At 60.8% G+C, this 21519-nt stretch carries 17 protein-coding genes and 2 pseudogenes; 3 read left to right on the top strand and 16 right to left on the bottom strand.

From position 1 onward, the window contains the following. Positions 1-222: 222 nt before the first annotated feature. Entirely contained in the window at positions 223-1521 is a 1299-nt protein-coding gene (locus tag NCR98_RS16190; RefSeq protein WP_284503862.1) for a virulence factor family protein, read from the bottom strand. Beyond that, positions 1518-4115 carry a bifunctional lysylphosphatidylglycerol flippase/synthetase MprF gene (gene mprF, locus NCR98_RS16185; RefSeq protein ID WP_250493308.1) on the bottom strand — a complete coding sequence of 866 codons (2598 nt, stop codon included), beginning with the start codon at positions 4113-4115 and terminating at the stop codon, positions 1518-1520. Before mprF ends, NCR98_RS16190 begins: the two co-directional genes overlap by 4 nt. 499 nt (positions 4116-4614) lie before the next feature. Between mprF and NCR98_RS16180 the strand changes: the two genes are divergently transcribed. Continuing rightward, positions 4615-4875, top strand: a complete 261-nt coding sequence (locus NCR98_RS16180; RefSeq protein ID WP_250466865.1) for a hypothetical protein — start codon at positions 4615-4617, stop codon at positions 4873-4875. A 15-nt stretch (positions 4876-4890) separates the two neighbouring features. On the opposite strand, the gene NCR98_RS16175 is transcribed toward NCR98_RS16180, so the two are convergent. Further along, positions 4891-5379 carry a hypothetical protein gene (locus tag NCR98_RS16175; protein WP_250526658.1) on the bottom strand — a complete coding sequence of 163 codons (489 nt, stop codon included), beginning with the start codon at positions 5377-5379 and terminating at the stop codon, positions 4891-4893. Between the two features lie 229 nt (positions 5380-5608). After that, positions 5609-6304: a response regulator transcription factor gene (locus NCR98_RS16170; protein ID WP_284503325.1), complete on the bottom strand. Its 696-nt coding sequence runs from the start codon at positions 6302-6304 to the stop codon at positions 5609-5611. Between the two features lie 194 nt (positions 6305-6498). On the opposite strand from NCR98_RS16170, the gene NCR98_RS16165 reads away from it, so the two are divergent. After that, positions 6499-6951, top strand: coding sequence for a response regulator (locus tag NCR98_RS16165; RefSeq protein WP_244828312.1), 453 nt, complete (start codon positions 6499-6501; stop codon positions 6949-6951). A gap of 103 nt (positions 6952-7054) precedes the next feature. On the opposite strand, the gene NCR98_RS16160 is transcribed toward NCR98_RS16165, so the two are convergent. The 8 genes from NCR98_RS16160 to NCR98_RS33675 all read right to left on the bottom strand — a co-directional run bounded on the left by NCR98_RS16160 (position 7055) and on the right by NCR98_RS33675 (position 17754). Further along, the gene (locus tag NCR98_RS16160) at positions 7055-7990 is read right to left on the bottom strand and encodes an aldose epimerase family protein (protein ID WP_244829705.1); all 936 of its coding nucleotides are present in this window, start codon (positions 7988-7990) and stop codon (positions 7055-7057) included. After that, the gene (locus tag NCR98_RS16155) at positions 7990-8904 is read right to left on the bottom strand and encodes an ABC transporter permease (protein ID WP_250526657.1); all 915 of its coding nucleotides are present in this window, start codon (positions 8902-8904) and stop codon (positions 7990-7992) included. Before NCR98_RS16155 ends, NCR98_RS16160 begins: the two co-directional genes overlap by 1 nt. Next, positions 8904-9770, bottom strand: coding sequence for an ABC transporter permease (locus NCR98_RS16150; RefSeq protein WP_250466860.1), 867 nt, complete (start codon positions 9768-9770; stop codon positions 8904-8906). The genes NCR98_RS16155 and NCR98_RS16150 overlap by 1 nt, the downstream gene beginning before the upstream one ends. Beyond that, positions 9767-10843 (bottom strand): ABC transporter ATP-binding protein, encoded by a 1077-nt coding sequence (locus tag NCR98_RS16145; protein WP_244828315.1) that lies wholly within the window; start codon positions 10841-10843, stop codon positions 9767-9769. Before NCR98_RS16145 ends, NCR98_RS16150 begins: the two co-directional genes overlap by 4 nt. Positions 10844-10930: 87 nt before the next feature. Further along, on the bottom strand, positions 10931-12103 hold the full coding sequence (locus NCR98_RS16140) for an ABC transporter substrate-binding protein (protein WP_250493305.1): 1173 nt from the start codon (positions 12101-12103) through the stop codon (positions 10931-10933). 279 nt (positions 12104-12382) lie between these two features. Beyond that, positions 12383-13354, bottom strand: a complete 972-nt coding sequence (locus NCR98_RS16135) for a dihydrodipicolinate synthase family protein (protein WP_502799755.1) — start codon at positions 13352-13354, stop codon at positions 12383-12385. 124 nt (positions 13355-13478) lie between these two features. After that, positions 13479-14171: a FadR/GntR family transcriptional regulator gene (locus NCR98_RS16130; protein WP_244828317.1), complete on the bottom strand. Its 693-nt coding sequence runs from the start codon at positions 14169-14171 to the stop codon at positions 13479-13481. A 157-nt stretch (positions 14172-14328) separates the two neighbouring features. Further along, complete coding sequence (locus NCR98_RS33675; protein WP_502799757.1) at positions 14329-17754, bottom strand: YadA family autotransporter adhesin; 3426 nt, start codon at positions 17752-17754, stop codon at positions 14329-14331. Between NCR98_RS33675 and NCR98_RS16110 the strand changes: the two genes are divergently transcribed. Next, entirely contained in the window at positions 17675-18094 is a 420-nt protein-coding gene (locus NCR98_RS16110; RefSeq protein WP_250526654.1) for a hypothetical protein, read from the top strand. The genes NCR98_RS33675 and NCR98_RS16110 overlap by 80 nt on opposite strands. Before the next feature lie 53 nt (positions 18095-18147). Here the strand turns inward: NCR98_RS16110 and NCR98_RS33495 are convergent. From NCR98_RS33495 to NCR98_RS16095, 4 genes and pseudogenes are all read right to left on the bottom strand, one after another. After that, positions 18148-18720: pseudogene (locus NCR98_RS33495) on the bottom strand (ESPR domain-containing protein); the annotation flags it as partial. Between the two features lie 633 nt (positions 18721-19353). Continuing rightward, positions 19354-20190, bottom strand: coding sequence for a 3-oxoadipate:acetyl-CoA acetyltransferase (locus NCR98_RS16105; protein WP_244828326.1), 837 nt, complete (start codon positions 20188-20190; stop codon positions 19354-19356). A 50-nt stretch (positions 20191-20240) separates the two neighbouring features. Then, positions 20241-20555 (bottom strand): annotated as a pseudogene (locus NCR98_RS16100) (DUF3303 domain-containing protein); the annotation flags it as partial. Between the two features lie 534 nt (positions 20556-21089). Further along, positions 21090-21419: a hypothetical protein gene (locus NCR98_RS16095; protein WP_250526652.1), complete on the bottom strand. Its 330-nt coding sequence runs from the start codon at positions 21417-21419 to the stop codon at positions 21090-21092. Between the last annotated feature and the right edge of the window lie 100 nt (positions 21420-21519).

Below are 21519 nucleotides of genomic sequence, written 5' to 3'. Positions count from 1 at the left end.
ACTCCGCGTGTAGGGTCCGGTCATGGTAGACGATGACGCTGAATCGTGAACGACGACGCTCGGGAAACTGGCGCTCGCCTTGCGCCCTGACTCTCGAACCGCACCAACGAGCGAACTCGAACGAAGCGCCCGCATTAATCAAGAGCGCAGCCCGCAAACGCAAAAAAGCCGAAACGCGACCCATCGCGCTTCGGCTTTTCAAACCAAACTCGAACGACCCGCCTACCGCGAAGCCGTCTGCGCCTGCTCTCCTCGCGCCGCGATCTGCTTACGCCATCCCGCGAGAATGCGCCGCGCCAAGGCATCGTAGTCGCCGCCGAAATGATGATCGCCTGGCAGCTTCACCACCTCGATCCCCGTCTTCGTCAGCGACGGACACAGCGTATCTTCCTCCTTCTCGCCGTAGATACACTGCACGAGCGCCGGCGGCAGCTTGTTGAGTTCGGGCCGTACCTTGAGCGCCTTGTCGCTTGCCGGCATGCCGAGCCAACCCGTCACGCGAATCTGAAAATCCGCCGACGGCGAAAAACCCATCAGCGAGACATACGAAACCTGACCGCGTACGTCGTCCGGCAAACGGTTGTAGGCAAACGGCATGACGTCCGCGCCGAACGAATAGCCAACCAGCGCCACATGGCTCGTATGCCAGCGCGCGTTGTAAGTGCGAACCACGCGCGCGATATCCGCCGCCGTTTGCTGCGGCGACTTCTCGCTCCAGAAATAGCGCAGCGAATCGATCCCAATCACCGACACGCCATCGCGCTGTAGCGCAAGCGCCATCGTCTTGTCGAGATCGCGCCAGCCGCCATCGCCGGAAATGACGATGGCAAGCAAATCCGTCGGCTGCGCGGCGCGCAACTCGATGAGCGGCAGATCGGACACGTCATGCTCGCCCGCGACTTCCGCCTTCTTCAGATGCGGCGCCGCCATCGCGACGATCGCATCGGATTTGCCGCGGCCCGGCTGCACCGCATCGCGCGCCATGAAGCCCGGCAAACCCTTCGCGTGGATGATGGTCGGGTCGGGCGGACACGGATTAAAGCGCGCGTCGAGTTGAGTATCCGGCGCAAGCGATATCGCGCCCGCAACCGTATTGTCCGGCGCCTGCTTGAGCGCCTGCTCGGCGAGAATCGCGCCTTGGCCCGTGCCCGCGAAAATAGGCGAGTAATAGTGGCTCGCCTGCACCGTGCGTTCGAGCTGATGGCTCATGCTCTCGGCGTCGCCGACGAGGTTGTGGCACTTCTCTTTTTCCGCGGTCAGGCGGGCGGCGTAGCGCGGCGTATCGACGCCGACGACCATCGCGCCTTTCGCGGCGAGCGCATCGGCGGCTTGCTGATCGCTCGCATTCCAGCCGCTTTTCTCGGAGAACAAGACGACGAAGCCGGTCATGTCGCCCGAAGGCTTGGTGAGCGTGACCTGGCCATAAGTGCCACCCGAAATCGTGGATGCCGCGTGAGCCGCGCCCAGCATCGACATGCCGGCAAGCGCCGCCGCAATCAGTTTCTTGCTATTCAAAATCATGAACGCCAGCCTCCCGCCAGAAGCGAGAGGTCCGCCAAAGTGAAAAATACGCCAACCGAACCGGACGCCGCGAGGTAACGCGGTTCCCAGCGCGGCTGGAACTTGCTTTTGAATCCGCGCAGACCGCGGAAGTTGTAGAAGCGCCCGCCGAAACGCCACACAAGGCCCGCCAGCCGATGCCAATGCGATGCCAGGGGCGTCGGCTCCATCCCCGACAGCGGCGCGATACCGAGCGACAGCGACTTGAAGCCCGCTTCCTTCAGATGCAGCGCGAGCTTGGTGAAGAGATATTCCATCGCGTACGGCGAAGCCTCGGCGACATGGCGCATCACGCCGACGGTCGCTTCGGTGTTCATGTCCGTCGTCATGAAGGTGACGAAGGCGACCGGCGCGCCCTGCTGACGCACGAGCAACACGGACTGCGCCGCCAGATAATCCTCGTTGAACGCCGCCACCGAGAAGCTTTTTTCGCGCGCGGAACGGCTGTCGAGCCAGTCGTCGGAGATGGCGCGCAGCATCGGCATGCATTCGGCGACACGCGACGGATCGATCACTTCGGTATCGAAGCCATCACGTTCGCCGCGCTTCAACGCATAACGCAGATGCGACCGATGCGAGCCCTTCAGATCGAATTCCGACAACGCGACGTGCGCTTCCTCGCCGAGCTTCATCAGCGTGAGGCCGGCGTCGAGATAGAGCGGCAAGGCATCGGCGCGCACCTGGTAGAACGCCGCGCGGCCGTTGTGCGAATGCGCGAGCGCGACGAATTGACGGATCAACGCGGCCCACTCGTGGCGCGGCCCGACCGGATCGTGCAGCGCGGCCCACGTGCGGCCGTGTTTCGCGTACATCAGGAAAGCCTGGCGCGACTCGGAGAAGAGGAAGCTCTTGTCGCCCATCATCGCGAGACCGGCGTCGCTGCGCTCCTGCGCGCGGAAGATGCGCGCGGCATCGGCGAGATCTTGCGGCGCGGGTTTCTCGAAACGGCCTGCCGCCGGACGCAGCAGTTGCCACACCGCGAACGCCGACGCGAACACGCCCGCCGCGAGCGTTGCACGCAAGGCGCGAGGCGCGCGGTCGTCGAAAGCGAACTGCCACCAGAGATCGGTGTTGTAGGCGACGTCGCGGAAAGCGAAGAACATGATCCACACGGCAACTGCGATCACCATGCCGATAGAAAACAGCCAAGTCGCCGTGAAGCGCTCGGCGAACAGCGACGAGCGGCGGTTGAACCGCTCGCGTGTCGCGACGAGCAGGAGGATCAGGACCGCGAGCACGCCTGCCTCGACGAACGCGAGACCCTTCGCGAGGGACAGCGCCAGATTCGCCACCGCGAGCATGAGCGCGAGCCACCACGCCGCATCGAGACGGCGCATCAGGCCGCGCGCGACGAACAACAGGAGCACGCCGAGCACGCTGCCGAGCAGCTGCGAGCTCTCCAGCACCCACAGCGGCAGCACGGTCTGCAAGAACGCAATGCGGATCTTGAAAGCGGGCGTGGCGCCGGAGATGACGAGCATGGAGCCAGCCGCGAAGGTCACGATCGACAGAAACAGCGGCGCGAGTTGCGAAACGCGGCTCGGACGCAGGAAGCCGAAGCTGCCCTTGAGCGCGCGGCCTTCGAACGCGGTCATCACACCGGCGGAGAGGATCAGCGGCAGGCCGAAGTAGATCGCACGATACGCGAGCAACGCGGCGAGCACGTCCGGCGTCCGGGCGCTGCTGCCGAGCGCGAAGACCATCGCGGCTTCGAATACGCCCACGCCGCCCGGCGTATGACCGATCATGCCGAGCAACATGGCCGCCGAAAACACCGTCATAAATTCGCCGAAGCCGACCTGCGCGCCCGGCAACAGCGCCCACAGTGCGAGACCGGCGCCGAACACATCGACGACGGCAAGCGCTGTTTGCGCCAAGAAATCGCGGCGCGACGGCACCGTGAACGCGAGCCACTTCCAGCGCGACTGCAAGGTGCGCGGCGCGCGGCCGCAAAAGACGAGCATCGCGACGAACACGGCGAGCAGCGCGGCGCCGATGATCTGCAGGATCGTTGGCGAAAGATGCATCATGCCGGCGAGCGTGCCCGCCGAGAACAGCATGCCGGCCGCAGCCATGAAGGCGAGCGACAAAGCGAGCGTGACGCCCGTGAAGACCGAGAGGCGGCCAACCTGAGCCGGCGTGACGTCGGCCGCGCCGTACACGCGGCAGCGCACGGCGCCGCCCGTCAGCGCGCCGAAGCCGGTCACGTTGCCGAGCGCCGATCCCACCGTCGCGCCGACCCACAGAAGCGAACGCGGCACGCTCACGCCAATGTGCCGCAAACCGACGGCGTCGCGTCCCACGAGCGCGGCGAAACTGAGCGCGGTCGCGCAAAGCGCCGCGAGCCACGCCTGCGGCGTCGTCGCTCGCAGCGCGTGCATCACCGACTGATAATTGACCGCGCGCGAAAGATGCTCGAAGACCACGAGCAGCAACACGCCGACGATTACCGTGAGCGCAGGCGCGGCGAGCCGCTGAGGATCGGAAACGATGCCGCTGAAACGAGCGGGCATCGACGTGGCGCGAAGCCGGGAGAACAACTTTCTGCGAGACATGCGTTCTTTGGAACTTGCCCGCGCTCGCGTGGGCAGGGATACTGCCCGGCGCGAGCGCTGATCATCGTTATCGGGAACCGCGCAACCTTGCGCGGTCGCAGCGCTCGTTCGGCTCGTCTACACTTGCCGCCCGTGCTCGCGCCATACAAAAGGCTTCAGAGCGAGAAACGCCTGTATAACGGCGACGGTTGACCCAACTTGACTAATATTGGGACAACCACGGGTAAGAACGTGGAAATCGTAAGCTGGAGCGGTTTTGCAAGCGGCCGACCGTGCTCGAATAGCAAGAACTGGCGGGTCTACGGTTCGTCAGCCTTGCGGTTACGATCGACGGCCACCGCATCGGCACGCCAGTTTCGGCGCACGGGGCGCAGATTAAGCGGATACTGCAGAGAAAGTCATCGGAATTATGAGAAAAATTGTCACAACCTGTGCAGCAACGTGTTTTGCCCTCGTCCTCGCATCCTGCGCAAGCACGGACGACGCCCTCATCAAGACCGTGCCGATCGGTTCCGGCACTTCGCAGCGCGCGCCCTACGACTTCGTGGAATGCGCCAAGGCCAGGTGGATGCCGATTGGCGGGCGCGTACGTGAATACTCGCTGAGCGCGGATACCGAAGCGGTTTCGGTGGCGGGAAAAGGCGGTGCATCGACCGTGCTGGCCGTCGCGCAACAATCCGCGGGCGGCACCGGCTACACGATTTACGGGGATATCGCGGTCGCGAGCCGCTATGTGACTGCGGCCCACCTTTGCGACTAAGCAACTAGAAGGCGTTCAAGACGGCTTGCCGTCGCGCAAGTTCAAGCCTGCGAGGTGCGTGCCGACGATGCGTCCAATCAGATAACCATCCGACGCGCACGCGTTAGTACGCTCCTTGCCGTCCCACTGGATCTTGTACTGGTCGTCCTGCGAGTGCACGGCGGATGCATCGAATTTGCGCTTGTCGACGCGGCCACCGCTGCGCGCCGCCTCAGCGATGAGCCGATTCCAGGTGAGCGCGTAGCCGTAGCGCACGCCGTCGGCGAAAGCGTCGGTATCGCAGACTTGCGAGGGCGGCATGGTCTTCACGGTCGTGTGGAACCCGCTAGTGCCGCCGATCACGATACGCTGCTCGCCCGGCGGGGACGGTGCCACGGGCTTGGCGGCAGCACGCGCCGCCTGTGCTGCCTGAGCCGCGGACGCGGCAGATGCCGCGGCGGCCGCATCGGCATCGACCTGTTGCGGAAGGGGCGCGCAAGCGCCAAGTGCCAAGGCCAGCGCCATCGCTACCGCGTAAGCTGCGCCGCCGCGCCGGAGTGTGCTGAATCTCGAACCGCTATTCACCTGCAGATTCCCGTCTTGAAATAAACGGGCTCTACCTTAACACCGTCGTCGGATTCGTCCGAATTTTGAGAAATGGGGACGCGGCGCTTTTGCGACGGATTTTCCTAAACTTAAACGACAACGCGGACGCCCTCTCGGTGCGCCCGCGCAGTATTGGCAGAGAACCGCCTCAGGAAGCCGACGACGTATTGCTCATCGGCATCTCGATTCCTCGCCGCGCCATTTCCACGATGAGGAACGTGCGCCGCGTGACGTGAAAGCGCGCCAGCAAGTCGCTGGAATACTCCTTCGCCGTGTTTTCGCTGATATTCATCTTCCGCGCGATCGCCTTATTCGATAACCCCTGCAGCAGATACCGCAAGGTTTCGGTAAGCCGTGGCGGCAAGTCCAGCGATTCGACGGTAATCCCAGCGTGAGGCGTGACCGGACGCGGACTATGACCGCCCTTGCCGAGTACCGTGTTCGGCAGATAGACGCGGCCGTTCAGGATAGTCTTGAGCGCCTCGCGGAACACGCCCGCGCCCTGTTCGCTACCCTTGGAAATGAATCCGCACGCGCCGTTCTTGATGCACTCGAGCACCGTATCGCGGTCGTCCTGGGCTGAAAGCATGACCGTCTGAATTTCGCGATCTTCCTCGCGGATCCAGTTGAGCAAATCCATACCCGTGGTCTGACCGCGCAAGTGGTAGTCGAGAAACATCAGGTCATACGAGTTGGCCGACAACTTGGCCTTAGCCTGCTCGAAACCATCCGCTTCGTCGATTTCAAGCAAAGGCTCGTTCGCCAAAATGAGACTTTTCATCGCGCTCCTGGTCAGCCCTTCGTCCTCTACCAGCAATACATTTTTGAAATAACCGTTTTCCATTGCAAAGCTCCGAGAACGGTTCCGATATTACGCGTTCGCTGATTGACTTCCACCCTCCCTTCGCAGGGATACATTCGGCAGTCTCCCAAAATCCCCCGAACCCCTACCCGTGCCGGGTGTTGGACAAAGCACGGCCGGTCAAAAATGCTCGGCATCGAATCAACCAAGAGATCAACCAAGACCGGGAGGATGAGATGTCAAGCAGTCAAGCCAACAACGAACGGGAGTTCGCGTTGTGGCGAATGAAGCGGGCTCACACGGGCGATGCGCCTCGGCGCGTGCTGGTGGCTCATAAGGATAAATCGATCGGTGAATCGCTCGCCGTACAGCTTCGCCTGAAGGGCTTGCAGGTCATTCTGTCGCAGGATCTCAAGTCGGTGCGCGCGCTCGTGAATAGCTGGAAGCCGCAGGCGCTTATCGTCGATACGAGTCTGGACAGTGAGTCCGGCTACGTCTTTATCCGCACGCTGCGCATGGATGTCGATGTCACCGGGCGGCTGCTCGTCGCCCTCAGCAACGTTTTACCCGCCGATCCGGTGCAGACGCTGAAGGAAGCCGGCTTCGACGCGCATTGCCGCAGACCATGTTCGACGTGGCGCATCGTCGAAATGGTCGAGGCATTTTTCTCCGCGCCGGCCACGCGCTGACGCTCGAACGGGAGGTGCCGCATGAACAGGGATGCTTGCCTTTTAGCCGGGGGCGTGTTGCCGGCCAATGCATCGCGCATGCGGCACGCCCTGGCGGCGCGCGTCAGGCGCCGGCGCCGGCCGGGCGTTCGTCCCGGCTCACGCCGGTTGCCATCACGAGCGACACCGCTTTTTCACTACCTGGCGCAATGACAGCGACGCCCGTCCCGCGCAAGCCCCGTGCGTCGAGATTGAAACCATCGCTCACGTGCGACACGGGCTCGACGCACAGATAGCCCGCACCGGCCGGGCAATGCACGACGACGTGGTCGAGCGTGTCGCCGGCGTCGAGCGAAAGCGTGCGGCCGTCGGCGAAATTTAGCGTCGCGCGGCCGCTCCATCCGCTCAGATAGCGCGTGTACCCTTCCTCTTCTCGTCGATGCCGGCGCGCCGGCGCTTCCCCCGATGGCTCGACCGCAATCTCGCCTTCATGCCGCCAGTCGATACTCGCATCCAGTTCGGCTTCCTGCGCCGCGAAATACGGATGAAAACCCATGCCGACCGGCATCGGCCGCGCGGAACGGTTCAACACGCGCATCGACAGCCGCGCACCCTCGGCGTTCGCCTGGATGACCTGCTCCGCTTCGAACGGCCACGGCCAGCCATGCTCGTCCTCGCGATGCACATAACGCATCACGATGCAATCCGCGTCATGGCGCTCGACCTGCCACGCCGCGTATTGCCCGAAGCCATGCAGCGCGTGCGCCATGCCCGGAAACGTCGACAACTCGACGCGCTCGCCATCCGGTGCCGGAAAGCGCGCATCGCGCACGCGATTCGAAAACGGCACGAGCGGATAGCTGCCGCCTTTCGGCCAGGTATCGGCGGGCCAGCCTGAAAGCGTGATCGGCACGAGCCAGTCTTGCAGACCGCCGGCGAATCCGGTGGCGAAGCGCGTGATGCGCCCGCCCGCCGACGGCGCCACTTCGATGACATGCGGCCCACTCGCAATCGTCAGACGCGGCTCGGCCGCGAGCGCCACGACATCACGCGGTCCCATCACTGCCGCTGCTCCTTCACGCGCGAAACCAGTTGCGTCGGACTCACGAACTGCAGCGCGATCAGCACCCAGATCAGCGTGATCGCCATGTAGATCATCGCCATGGCGTCGATGGATTGCGGCGCTCGCACGCCTGTCGAAAACACCGCGTAGTAGAGCGCGACGACGAGCGTCTGCGTGGTCGGTCCCGCCGTGAAGAACGTCAGCTCGAACATGCCGATGGTGCGCACGAGCACGAGCAAACCGGCCGCGAGCATGCCCGGCACGAGCAGCGGCAGCAAAACATAGCGAAAGTAACGCGTCGTGTTCGCCCCGAAGATGCGCGCCGCCGATTCCAGATTCGGATCGATCTGCTCGATGAACGGCGTCATCACAAGAATCACGAACGGCAGCGCGGGCACCAGATTCGCGAGGATCACGCCCGTGAGCGTGCCGGCGAGATGGAACTTGTACATCACGGTGGCCATCGGAATGCCGTAGGTGACGGGCGGCACCATCAGCGGCAGCAGAAACACGAGCATGGCGAAGCGCTTGCCGGGAAACTGCACGCGCGCAAGCGCATACGCAGCGGGCACACCCAGCACGATGGACAGCAGCACGACCGCGCCCACCACTTCCATCGTGACGAGCAGCACACTCGACAATTGAAAGTCGCTCCACGCCTGCGCGTACCAGTGCAGCGTGAAACCTTGCGGCAAGAGCGTGCCGAACCAGCGCGTCGCGACCGAATTCACCGCGACGGTCGCAATCAGCAGCAGCACGTTCAAGAGGAAGAAACCCATCGTCGCCCAGACGAGGGCTTTCCACAACCGGTCGGGCAAGCTAGCGCGTTGTTTCATGTTCTTGCCTGGCTTCGATGCTTCGCCGAGGGTGGCGGCCGGCCAGTTCTGGGTCGCGCGATTGTCGGTAGCCATTATCCCTTCCCTCCGGTGACAGGACCGGTATAGAAGAAGCGCCGCGCGCCGAGCATGCCGCCCACCACGAGCAACTGCACGAAGCCCATGACGAGGGCGATGGTCGATGCCAGCGAGTAATCGTAAGTCTCGAACGCCGCTTCGGATGCGGCGATCGAGATCACGCGCGTGGGACCCGCAGGCGCGCCGAGCAGCACCGCCGACGGAAACACCGAGAACGCCTGCACGAACGAGAGGCACGCGGTCATCGTGAGACCGGGAAGCAACAGCGGAAAGTAGATCTGCCGGAACTGTTGCCACGGACTTGCGCCGAGCGTGGCGGCCGCGCGCGCAAGCGTCGGGTCGATGCCCGTCACATACGAAAGCGTCAGCAAAAACGCAAACGGAAAGCCCGACACGATGAGCGAAATCAGCACGCCCCAGTAGTTATGCGTGAGCCGGACTTCATCGCCATAGAGATGCAACGCCTGCACGGCTTGCGGGAACCAGCCGTTCGGGCTGAAGTACGTCAGCATGCCATCCGCGATCAGCACGGTGCCGAGCGTCACCGGAATGACGAGCAGCGTGGTCGCGAATTTCTGATACGGCGACGAGCGCCGCAACGCAAATGCGACCGGCACCGAGACGCCGACGTTGATGAGCGTCGCCGGCACCGCGAGCTTGAGCGTAACGATGATCGTCGGCCACATCGACGTATCGGTGAAAAACGTGATGTAGTTGGCCCACGCGCTGCCGCCGTTCATCGGATTGAACGACAGCATGAGACCGTAGGCGAACGGATAGATGAAGAGCGCGACGATGAAAATCAGCGCCGGCGCGACGAGCCAGCCCTTCGGATCGCGCTGAGCGGGAAGCGTGGCGATCATTTGTCTTCTCCGTACACGAGCGTCTTCGAAGGCGCAACGCGCAACGTGATGCGCTCGCCTTCGCTGTACTCGCCCGCAATGCGCGCCCACAGCTTGCCGAACGCCGTGTTCACGATGACGAGCGAATCGCGGCCGCCGTATTCGACGATCTCGACGAGCGCGTCGAACGCGTTCGGCTCGCCGGGCGCGGCGCGTTCCATGTCTTCGGGCCGCAGCGCGACGCTGACGTTCTTGCTGTCGAAGCCTTCCATCGGCATGCCGAGCAAGCGCACGCCGTTCGCGGTGACCGCGACGGATTCGCCCTGCGTGCCTTCGAGCGTGAACGGCACGACATTGCGAAAGCCCATGAAGCGCGCGACATGCAGGTTCTTCGGCCGCGAATAGACTTCCTTCGGCGCGGCCACTTGCTGCACCGACCCCTCTTTCATCACGACGATGCGGTCGGCCATCGACAGCGCTTCGTCCTGATCGTGCGTCACGTAGATGGTGGCGCGTTCGAGCTTGCCGTGAATGCGGCGGATTTCCGCGCGCATCTCGATCCGCAACTTGGTGTCGAGATTGGACAAGGGCTCGTCCATCAGGACGAGCGGCGGCTCGATCACGATTGCGCGCGCAATCGCCACGCGCTGCTGCTGGCCGCCTGACAACTGGCCGGGCAACTTTGCGTCGTGCCCGATCAGTTGCACGAGATTCAATGCGGCCTTGGCGCGCTTGGTGGCTTCCGCCTTCGCGACGCCGCGCATCTTCAGGCCGAAGCCGACGTTATCCAGCACCGACATATGCGGAAACAGCGCGTAGTTCTGAAACACCATGCCGAAGCCGCGCTTCTCGGGCGGCAACACGTCGATACGCTTGTCGTCCAGCCAGATGCCGCCGCCCGTCAAAGGCTGCAAACCGGCGATGCAGTTCAGCGCCGTCGACTTGCCGCAACCCGAAGGCCCGAGCAGCGCGATGAACTCGCCGCGCTGGATGTTCAGGTCGAGTCCTTTCAGCGCGGCGAGCTGCTGCCCTTCCGCATTGGTGAAACTGCGCGAGACCGAGTCGAGACGCAACTGCTCAAAATCATGCTTCATGGCGAAACCCTTGTGCGAAGCGGCGGCGTCCGATGAGGAGCGCCGCCGCTTTATCAATGACGCGGTATCGATGCCTGGCGTCGATGCTTACTTCGTTTTCGCCGCGCCGATTTCACGGTCCCATTTCTGGAACGCGGCGACCATCGCCTGCGCGTTGAGCGGCACGACGTGCGGACGGTCGGCAAGCAACTTCGCGTATTCCGGCCGGCCAAACTTTTGAATCACTTCCTGACTCTTGGCGGGCGCGGCCGACAGCGGCACGTCCTTTACGGCGGGGCCGGGATAGAAATAGCCGTCGTCGTATGTCAGTGCCTGCTGCGCGGGCTCGAGCATGAAGTTCATCAGCTTGTAGAGCACGTCGAGCTTTTCCTTGGGCACGCCCTTCGGGATCACCATGTAGTGGGCGTCGTTCACCCAGGTCATGTTGTCGAAGGCTTGCACCTTGAATTCCGCCGGCACGATGCCGAGCGCGCGCGGGTTGATGTCCCAGCCCGTCACGGTCACGGTCATGTCACGCGTGCCCTCGCCCAGTTCCTTCATCACCGCCGACGTGCCGCCCGGATAGTAGGGAATACAGTCGTTCAGTTGCTTGAGGAAGGCCCAGGTCTTGTCCCAGCCGTTGACCGGATCGGTCGGGTCCTTGTCGCCGAGCACATACGGCAGACCCATGAGGAAGGTACGGCCGGGACCGGAATTCGCCGGGCGCGCGTAGATCAGCTTGTTCGGATGCGCCTTGCACCACGCGAGCAGTTGATCCGGCGTCTTCGGCACGTCGGTGACCTTTGCGGGGTTGTATTCGAGCAGCGGACCCGCGGGCATGTAGGTGACTTCCAGGCCGTAACCTTGCGCGATGTCCTGCATCTTGCGCGGACCCGGTGCGTACTTGTCGAGCACACCGGGGAACGCCTTGGCGTTGTCGGGCAGCAGCTTTTCCCACAGACCTTGCTGGATGCCGGCCGCGAGCGCATCCGTGCCCGTCACGACGAGGTCGATGTCCGAGCGGCCCGCGCCCTGCATCGCCTTGATCTTGCCCGGCAACTGCGGCGCGGGCGCGTTCGTGAAGGTGATGCTGGAAACGAGATCGGGATACTTCGCCTTGAAGGCTTCGAACCCCTTCTGCGTCAGTTGAAGATTGCCCGCAACGTCGACGATGTTGATCGATACCGGATCGGCCGCATTCGCCCCGCCCGCCGCAAAGGTCGCGCTGACGGCGACGCATACCGCCGCCAGTTTCACTGACAGTCCTGCCTTGAAAGCCATTTCGTCTCCTCACGTCTTTCGCAAGGCCGGTTGTTTTATTGGTGCCCGGCCTGGGTTTGCTTGCTCTGATTTTTCGATACTTCCGCGATTTCGCACGCTGCAGCGCAGCCGCGCAATGCTTCCTTTTACTTCGGAAGTTGAAAAATAGCTAACGCGATCATCGTATGTCAAGCAAATCGACGGAAGCAGATCTTGTTTCCCAACCGGGTCAAACAGGCGTTGACGCTTTGTCTGCCGATGTTTGCTGCGCGCTCTCGGGATATACCCCGAGCGACTTGTTTAACCGCTTTTAACTGGCGTTTCCCGTGAAGGCGCCGCATTACGCACTCGCGCGATGGCGCGGTCCATTTCAACGAGGTCGCGCGCTTCCTTTGCGACGGCAGGCAACGCCGCTTCGGGCGAGCCGCTCAGAAGCGGCAGAAGCGGCCCCATATCCGCGATGCCCGAGAGCGTCACGGCGTCATGCAGGACGCGGATGAGCGAGATTTCGTCGCGTAGGGTTTCGAGCGGGAGGAAGCGGTTATAAAGCTGGCGAGTCTCGTCCATGCGACCGGTTTTCACGGCGTGCAGCAACGCCGTCACCGCGTTAGGCGCGATGCAGCCCGAGCCCGTTGTCCACGCAGCGAGTCCGAATTCACGCACGTGGGTGATCGCCGGGCGCTCGCCCATACCGGACACGACTTTCGCGGCCGGAACGCTTTGCAGCAGGCGGAGCAGATACGGATCGACGGCGGGATCGGCACGCACAATCGCGTACTTGACGGCCAGCAACGTACCGTCATCGATGAGTGCGGCGAGCGTATCGACATCGACATAATCTTCGCTCTTGATATAGAGCGTGAACGGCATGCCGGCTGCATCGACCAGACGCTTGAGGCCCGTCGCCACGCCCAGTGGCGTCGTGAAACCGGCAAGCGGGAGCACCATCGCGGTACGGAAGTCTGTCTGCGAAAGAATGTGCGCCTGGTCGAGCATTTTTCCGTAGTCCGGACCGATGGCGGGAATTACGCGCGTCTCTTGCCTCGCAATCTCGGCAAGCATGTCAAGCAACTCGCGGTACTCGCTCACGGCAACGTGATAAAGATTCGCATTGCCGCCGTATAGGAGCGTACGCACGCCGCCCGCTTCTATATGCTCGACCAGCTTGCGGTTTGCATGAGGATTCAACGAGTAATCGACATTTCGTGCGAGCGGCGGCACGGCCATGACGGACTCGGAAAACTCACTTACGGTAATCGGTTGGATGTTCACGGCGCCTCGCGGTTGTCGTCTGGAACGATCCAAAGTAGCAAGGCACCCCAAAGTTGTCAAACAACTTTTCTGTTAACTAGGGTTTCCCCTCGAATCTATCGATACGGTCGTATGACATCTACGCCTAACTGCCAAACATCCGATTCAGCGCATTTTCGAGATGAGACTTCATAGCTTCGCCGGCTCGTGACGAATCGCGAGCACGAATGGCATCGAGCACATCCAGATGCTCGCGCTGGACGAGACGCTGCCGCTCGACTGTTTTCACGAGCGACAGGTTTCGCGACAGGTTCATGCTGAAAACAATCTGCTCCTCGATAAACGAGAGCACCGTAATGAAGAACTGATTCTTTGATGCCTTTGCGACCGCAAGATGGAACGCGAAGTCGTCTTTCGCGCCAATGCCTTCTTGCGCCTCCACCACGCGTTCGAGTTGTTCCCAGGCGGCTTCGATGGCGCGGATGTCGTCGTCATCCGCCTTAAGCGCGGCAAGCTCGGCTGCGCCTGCTTCCGTGACTACACGAAATTCGTAGCATCGGCGAATGTCTGACAGCGTTTCTAACGGAGCGAAGCGCCGCACATCCGGGTCTGGACGACGACCGACAGTAGTGCCCGATCCGCGCCGCGTGACGATGATGCCGTCCGCGCGTAGTCGCGCCAACGCCTCGCGCACGGTCGGGCGCGAGGTCGCAAAGCGTTCGGCAAGGGCGTGTTCTGTCAGAAGACGATCGCCTTCCTTGAATTCGCCTTCCATGATGCTGTTGAGGATATCGCTGTAGATTCGGTCGGCGAGACCATGCGATTTACGCTCGTTCATGTGTACGCTGGACGTGCTTGTCAGAGTAGGGAACGATTGTAAGGCAAATTTTTGCGTTGTCGCGATAACGCGTGAAGGCCGACGCACGCCATGCTGCGTCGGCCTTCTTCACTTCACTTCACTTCACTTCACTTCACTTCACTTCACGCACTGGGCATTACCACTGATGCCCCGCTCCGATGGTGAAGCCGACATTTCCGGAACTGCTTGTATTGCCGGAAGCCTTGATTACCCAACTCTCGTCTTGCGTAACATGAGAGATGCCGAGTGCCGCGCCGGAGGCCCCGGCGTAACGTGCGCCGGCCAACGCGACCATGGTCTTGCCCGGAGCGGTAGGCTGCGGCAGTCCGGCTGAAGCCATCGCGGCCGCGATACCGCCATAAGCCGCTTTCGCCATGTTGTTGATCTGGCCTTGCACGCCCGCGATACGCGAGTCGGTATAGTTCTGCGCCTGTGTGGAAGCGAGATTCAACTGACTCACATTGACCGCATCGGTACTCTGCGTGCCCGCCGCGACGTTCGTGATCTGACGTTCGTTACCCGCAGACCCGACCGAAACCGTATTGACTCGATCCGCCACTGAGTTAGCCCCGAGCGCGACGGAATTGTCCGCAGTAGCGCTGGCATTCGCGCCCATGGCAACGGAATGCACGCCTGTCGCGCTAGCGACTTCAGTGTTGACATCGCCTTGCGCGGCGAACATTGGGTTGCCACCGCTCATGGCGATGTTCGTCACGCGATCGATTGCGGCATTCATCTGGTCGACGTTGACCGCGTCGTCGCTCGCAACGCCGGCAGCAACATTGTGGATTGTCGTGCCGCCTGCGACGTTATTGCCAAGCGTGATGCTCGAGTAGTTGGTCGACCCGTCCGCGTTGTGGTCATAGGTCACGGAAGTATTGGTCGTGCCGTCTCCATTAATGAGACCGGCGCCCTTCAACTGCGAGACGTTGACGGCATCGGTATCCTGCGTACCGGCTGCCACGTTGGTGATCTGACGTTCCGCGCCCTTCGATCCGACCGACACGGTGTTTGCACGATCCGCCAGCGAGTTCGAGCCGAGCGCCACCGAGTTGTTCGCGATAGCCTGAGCATTGCCGCCGATCGCCACTGATTCCGCGCCCGTGGCCTGGGAGTCCTCCAGCACCGAATTGGCGTGGAAGTACTTGATGCCGCCGCCCGTGTTGATATTGTTGAGCGTCTCGTTGATCGTCGAGATGTCGGTCGTGTTCTGCGTGACGCGGCCGTCGAGATTGGTAAGGGCGTCGCCGACGTTGTTGAAGGTATTACCGTCCTGGAACGTGTACGTCGGCTTAGTGATGGTGCCGTCCTGATTTACGGTCGAACCGCCGCCGAGGGCGTCGGCCGTGCTCGATGCAGTTTTGTAGAGTTGGCTGCCATTCACCGCTTCAAGGCTGTCCGCGCTCACTTCACCTGCGTCCACGTTCTTGATTTTGACCGGCGTACCCACATTGCCCAGCGTGACCGTCTTGTGGTCGCCGTCGTCATATTGGACCGCGTTGGCAATGCCGGTCGAAAGCGACGTCATGCTCGTCGACACCGATGTCGAGAGCGTAAACAACTGCCCGCCGTTCACCGCTTCATTGCTGCCCGCAGCCACTTCGCCATCGGCAACGTTCGTCAGCTTGACCGGGGCGGCGCCGGTGTCGCCCAAGCGAACCGATGTGTGGTTAGCGTCGTCGTATTGAACCGAGTTGGCGACGCCGGTCGAGAGCGAGGTCATGCCCGTCGAGATTGAATCGACGCTCGTCGACAGCGACGTGACGCTGGTCGAAATGCCGTCGATGTTGGTCGAAAGCGAGGTCATGCCCGTCGACACTGATGACGACAAGTTGTACAGCTGACCACCGTTGACCGCGTCCTTGCTGTCTGCTGCTACAACGCCGTCCTCTACGTTGTGAAGCCTCACGGGGGTGCCGGCGTTGCCGAACGTGACCGAGTCGTGGGCCGCGTTGTCATACTGGACGGCGTTCGCGAGACCGGTGGAAAGCGACGCCACCGATGTCGACGTCGATCCCGACAGTGTGTCGATACCTGTTGAAAGCGACCCGACCGTCGTGGACATCGAAGTGGCAAGCGTATCGACACCGGTGGAGAGCGAGGCGACTGCCGTAGAGGTGGAGGTCGAGAGCGTGTCCACGCCCGTCGAGAGCGAGGCAACGCTCGTCGATGTCGACGTCGAAAGCGAATTCACGGACGTGGACAGCGTGCTGACACTCGTCGACACTGAATCGACAGCTGTGGACAGTGTGCTTACGCTCGTCGAAATCGAATCCACCGAGGTCGAAAGCGAGCCGACGCTCGTGGACACTGAAGCAACGCTCGTCGAGGCCGACGTCGAAAGCGAATCGACGCTCGTCGACAGGGAACTAACGCTGGTCGCGGTTGCCGTTGAAAGCGAGTTGACTGCGGTCGAAGTGGATGTCGACAGCGTATCGACGCTGGTAGACAGCGAATTGACAGAGGTCGAAGTGGAAGCCGAAAGCGATTCGACGCTGGTCGAGATGGAGCCCGTGGTCGTCGATACTGAAGCCGAAAGCGTGTCGAAGCTCGTGGACAGCGAATTGACGCCAGTCGACACAGAATCGACAGTTGTGGACAATGATCCAACACTTGTCGACACGGAATCGATGCTCGTCGAAAGCGAAGCGACGCTCGTCGAAGCGGAGGTCGAAAGCGAGTTAAGGCCGGTCGAAGCCGACGTCGAAAGCGAGTACAGTTGGCTGCCGTTGATGGCGTCCGTGCTCGACTCTGTTACATCGCCCTTGGCTACGTTGGTCAGCTTCACTTCCGAAGCGCCGACACCACCCAGCGTGACCGAGTCATGGCTTGCGTTGTCGTATTGAACCGAGTTCGCGAGACCCGTCGACAGCGATCCGACAGCGGTCGAAGTCGAGATGGACAGCGTGTCCACACTCGTGGAGAGCGAGCCGACGTTAGTCGACAGCGAGTTGACCGTGCTCGACACTGCAGTCAACCCGGTTGACAGCGAGGTCACGCCCGTGGAAACCGAAGTCGAAAGAGAGTCGACGCCCGTAGACAGCGAGTTCACGCTCGTCGACACTGAATCGACAGTTGTAGACAGTGAGGTTACCGCGGTCGAGGCCGAGGTGGACAGCGAGCCTACAGTGGTCGAAGCCGACGTCGACAAGGAATCGATACTTGTCGATAACGAGGTGGTCGTGGTCGAAACGGAGGTCGACAAGGAGGCTACGCTCGACGAAGCCGAGGTCGAGAGCGAGTCGAGGCCCGTTGAAGCAGACGTCGAAAGCGAATACAACTGACTACCGTTGATGGCGTCCGTGCTTGAGTTTGTTACATCGCCTTTGGCGACGTTGGTCAGCTTCACTTCGGAAGGCGCGGCGATACCGCCCAGCGTGACGGAGTCATGGCTTGCGTTGTCGTACTGAACCGAGTTCGCGAGACCCGTCGACAGCGACCCTACGGCAGTCGATGTCGAACTTGACAACGTATTGAGACCGGTGGACAGCGAACCGACGTTTGTCGACAGTGAGTCGACGGTAGTCGACACCGAGGTCAACCCGGTCGACAGCGAGTTCATCCCCGTGGAAACCGAGGTCGAGAGCGAGTCGACACCCGTGGACAGGGAAGTCACGCTCGTCGATACTGAATCGACGGTCGTGGACAGTGAAGTCACCGCCGTCGATGAAGAGGTAGACAGCGAGTTCAAAGTACTTGAAGTCGACGTCGATAACGAGTCCACGCTCGTTGACAAGGAAGTGGCCGTCGTTGAAACCGTTGTGGATAACGAATTGAGACCAGTGGAAACCGAATCTACGGTGGTGGAAAGGGAAGCAACCGTTGTCGACACCGAACTGATTGTCGTCGATAAAGAGCCGACCTGCGTGTTCAGCCCGTTGATTGCCCCACCTACGTCATGATAGGTCGTTCCGGCTACTGAATAAGACGGGGGAGAGATACTTGCGCCACTCACGGACGCGCCGCCGCCCAAACTAGACGCGGTCGTCGAAAGAGCCAGATATAACTGAGCACCGGTCACGCCATCATGACTTCCTGCTGTCAGTCCCCCCGGCGCCATGTTCTGAATTTTGTTGTTGCCCATGTCGAACGTGGTACCGGTACTGATCGAGAAGGTCGATGCAGTGACCGAGATATTGCCGGGAGTCATCGTCATGAGGGTCCCGCCCCCGGCTCCCATTACAAGTGTATTGGAATCGACAGCGACGGCGTAAGCGCCCATTCCCCCGCTTGCTGAATAGGCAACCAGACCCGCTCCAGGATGATTGGTGCCATCACAAGCCACAGAAGACGTTTGCACGACGTTCCCTGCGCCCTGGTCACTCAGGCAACTGGCCGGAGTATATCCGTCCGATAACACACCGACGGAATACCCACTTCCCGCCTGCGCGCTGCCCGCAGCGAGTGCGAACACCGCCAACACTGCTGCGTTTGTTCGGCCACGCTTGCTTTTGGTCCGCGCATTTTCCGCTGCGGCAACCCAGCTTTCCGATGCCTGACTCCAAACCACGCGATACGTCTTATTCATCAAAACCTTCTTCGAGTTCAAGTTGAAATTCTTTTTCTTCGTGATTTCCGACACGGACTGATGTGCTCGTAATGAGCAACACGGCGCTTGACCAAACGCGACATAGACCGCTTGGCTCGGGGCCATCGGATAAACATGAAGAAGCAATAATCGTCAGAGCTTCGATTATTTAGGTTTCCAAAACCTAATCACGCATGTCAGAGTGTCACCAGGACATGGAGCCTCTGACATTCCTCAATCGCGCGGCAAGAAGTCTCTATCCACGCTTGGATTTTTGTCTTATCGAAGCGTTTTTTCCATTCAGAAAGTCTTAAAAATGCATCGAATATCTGAACGTGCTGAAAGATGTATTTGCCGAAATTCAGCGATGTATAAATACGAAGAAGATTTAGCAGGCGATATGGTCATTCAATTGCCATTAGGCAGTTATAAGATGAGTCAGCAGGAAATTAAACAGAAGTTGTGCGTATTGGAAAGCGTTACCAGTATGCGAAGACACGCGGTAACCGATGCTGCATGCGCATGCGTCAAACATAAGCGACAACATCGGCTATCAACTTGCGATGAATAAGCAAGACAAAAAAAAGCGCGTCGCGATTTCTCGTCGACGCGCCTTTTCAAGCAATTGAAACTTCAAAGAGACAACAACTGCCGCGCCTCCTTTGCGCTCGCCACCGGCCGGCCATACTCCGCGCACAGCGACGCCACGCGGCTCACCAGTTGCGCATTGCTCTTGGCGAGCGTGTCTTTGTCCCAACGCACGTTGTCCTCCAGACCCGTGCGGCAGTGGCCGCCGAGTTCCAGCGTCCAGTGATTCACTTCGAGTTGATGCCGGCCGATTCCTGCAGCCGTCCATGTCGCCTCGGGCAAGAGTTTGCCCAACTGCTCTACTTCGAACTGGAGGATCTCGCGACGCGCCGGTAATGCATTCTTTACACCAAGGACGAACTGCACGTGAACCGGCGACTTGAGCAAACCTTGGTTGACGAGGTCATAAGTGCTGTAGAGCATCGCCAGATCGAAGATCTCGATCTCGGGCTTTACATCGTGGTCGAGCATGGTTTGCGCGAGCGAACGCACGAAGTCTGGCGGATTTTCGTACACGATGGTCGGGAAATTCACCGAACCCGTCGCCAACGAAGCCATGTCGGGTTTCAGATCGAGCATCGCCCCACGCTGCTCGAAAGATCGGCCGCGTCCACCTGTCGAAAACTGAATGATGATGTCCGGACAGTGTTTGCGGATGCCGTCCTGCAATTCTTCGAAGCGGTGACGATCCGAACTCGATTTCTCGTCTTCATCGCGTACGTGCAGATGAACCAGCGTCGCACCGGCTTCATAGGCTTCGTGCGTGCTTTCGATCTGCTCGGGAATCGTGGTTGGCACAGCGGGATTATCTTTTTTCTTCGGTACCGAGCCCGTGATGGCGACCGAGATGATGCAAGGATCAGTTGTAGGCGATTGCGTCACGTTCGTGCTCCTGTGAGGCGCCGATCTAGTCGCCGGCGGTTCGGTTAATTTTAACTAACTAGTACGTTTAATATGTTGCTGGATCGTACGAACCGTTGCAAGCCGCGCAAACCCTTATTCTTATGGACCCAATCGATCTCACGTTCGTGCTTTTTCTGACTCCGACAGTGGAGCGATTGTCGCTTCTGGGCCTGCGAGCGGCTTGCCGAAACACCAGTCGGTAATCGCCGGCCATCAATCGCGCGAAACAGGTGGGCCCGGTCTTGCGTTTTTTGCCTGATCGATTGGTAACTGTCGCATTCGCAGATGGCGACACCCCTTACCGAGCCAACTGCGTGCCAGCGCCCCGGCAATCGCACGCCTTGCGGCGGCGAACCGCGTGTTCATAGTAAGCGCTCCTTCGAGGTCATTTGTTTCCCGCAAAATGCCGTCAGTTCACAATAGGTCGCGTATTCGCCCCGACCTCGAGAATGCCAAGACAACGGCAAAAAAATCCGATAGCTGCCTCCGCCAGTAGACGCCCTGACGCTTACATACAGTATAGAAGGCGGCATTTGCTAGCTGTAGAAGTGACGTTGGCCTTTTGTATGCCGCGACGCCGCATATGGCATGCAAAATCGCATTTGGCGCTCTCGCTTGCAATTTGCGAATTGTGTGTCACACAGTGCGAGACTGCAAAAAACGCCTAGTGCGGCTAATCAGTGCCGGTGCATAACCGCGCGCAGTGAATTTGCCCGTGACCTTCAAACGGTCGGTTCAATGCGTATGCTGCATTCAATCGACCAAATGCAGAATGCAAATTGACGCGGCGCACGAGCGGCTCAAGGGAACCAAACGCCACCAAAGCACTTGGCACAGACGAAGTGCAACCGCCCATTGGCATTCAAAATCCAATGCGCCTATCGAACGATGACGACAGGCGGGCGATAAACCGGCGGCGCATAGATCGCGCGCGCGGCCGGCGTCACGACATAGGTCGGCGCGGGCGCCGCCACTACGACCGTACGCGGCGGCGGCACCGCGACGGGCGTCACAACCACCGCATGCCCTGGCACGTAATAAGTCGGAGCAGGCGGAGGCGCGTAGTAATAAACCGGGCGCGGCGGTGGCGCGTAAATCACCGCGGGCCCAGCATACGAAACGACGACTGAAGTTCCCGCCCATGCGCTCCCTGCGCAAGTGAGGGCAAGGGCGGCAAGAGCGGAGATACTGAGCAGACGAACTTTCATGGCGATGTCCTTGAGTCTTGAGAGGAAGGCGGCGACCAGCAATGCCGGCCAGCAGAACGATATCGAAGGACCGCGAAAAACGTGAGCGCAAACATGTTTC

Origin of the sequence: Caballeronia sp. GAWG2-1, from assembly GCF_023631405.1 — a bacterium.
In the GTDB taxonomy this organism is placed as follows: Bacteria; Pseudomonadota; Gammaproteobacteria; order Burkholderiales; family Burkholderiaceae; genus Caballeronia.
Note: the sequence above shows the minus strand (reverse complement) of the source record. Positions and strands in the feature narration are given on the sequence as shown.

What these genes read in the sequence shown, in the direction of transcription:
- NCR98_RS16190 (WP_284503862.1), bottom strand. Translation starts at nt 1,521, where the DNA reads ATGATTTTGAATAGCAAGAAACTGATTGCGGCGGCGCTTGCCGGCATG.
- mprF (WP_250493308.1), bottom strand. Translation starts at nt 4,115, where the DNA reads ATGTCTCGCAGAAAGTTGTTCTCCCGGCTTCGCGCCACGTCGATGCCC.
- NCR98_RS16175 (WP_250526658.1), bottom strand. Translation starts at nt 5,379, where the DNA reads ATGGCGCTGGCCTTGGCACTTGGCGCTTGCGCGCCCCTTCCGCAACAG.
- NCR98_RS16170 (WP_284503325.1), bottom strand. Translation starts at nt 6,304, where the DNA reads ATGGAAAACGGTTATTTCAAAAATGTATTGCTGGTAGAGGACGAAGGG.
- NCR98_RS16165 (WP_244828312.1), top strand. Translation starts at nt 6,499, where the DNA reads ATGTCAAGCAGTCAAGCCAACAACGAACGGGAGTTCGCGTTGTGGCGA.
- NCR98_RS16160 (WP_244829705.1), bottom strand. Translation starts at nt 7,990, where the DNA reads ATGGGACCGCGTGATGTCGTGGCGCTCGCGGCCGAGCCGCGTCTGACG.
- NCR98_RS16155 (WP_250526657.1), bottom strand. Translation starts at nt 8,904, where the DNA reads ATGGCTACCGACAATCGCGCGACCCAGAACTGGCCGGCCGCCACCCTC.
- NCR98_RS16150 (WP_250466860.1), bottom strand. Translation starts at nt 9,770, where the DNA reads ATGATCGCCACGCTTCCCGCTCAGCGCGATCCGAAGGGCTGGCTCGTC.
- NCR98_RS16145 (WP_244828315.1), bottom strand. Translation starts at nt 10,843, where the DNA reads ATGAAGCATGATTTTGAGCAGTTGCGTCTCGACTCGGTCTCGCGCAGT.
- NCR98_RS16140 (WP_250493305.1), bottom strand. Translation starts at nt 12,103, where the DNA reads ATGGCTTTCAAGGCAGGACTGTCAGTGAAACTGGCGGCGGTATGCGTC.
- NCR98_RS16130 (WP_244828317.1), bottom strand. Translation starts at nt 14,171, where the DNA reads ATGAACGAGCGTAAATCGCATGGTCTCGCCGACCGAATCTACAGCGAT.
- NCR98_RS33675 (WP_502799757.1), bottom strand. Translation starts at nt 17,754, where the DNA reads ATGAACTCGCTGTCGACCGGGTTGACCTCGGTGTCGACTACCGTCGAC.
- NCR98_RS16095 (WP_250526652.1), bottom strand. Translation starts at nt 21,419, where the DNA reads ATGAAAGTTCGTCTGCTCAGTATCTCCGCTCTTGCCGCCCTTGCCCTC.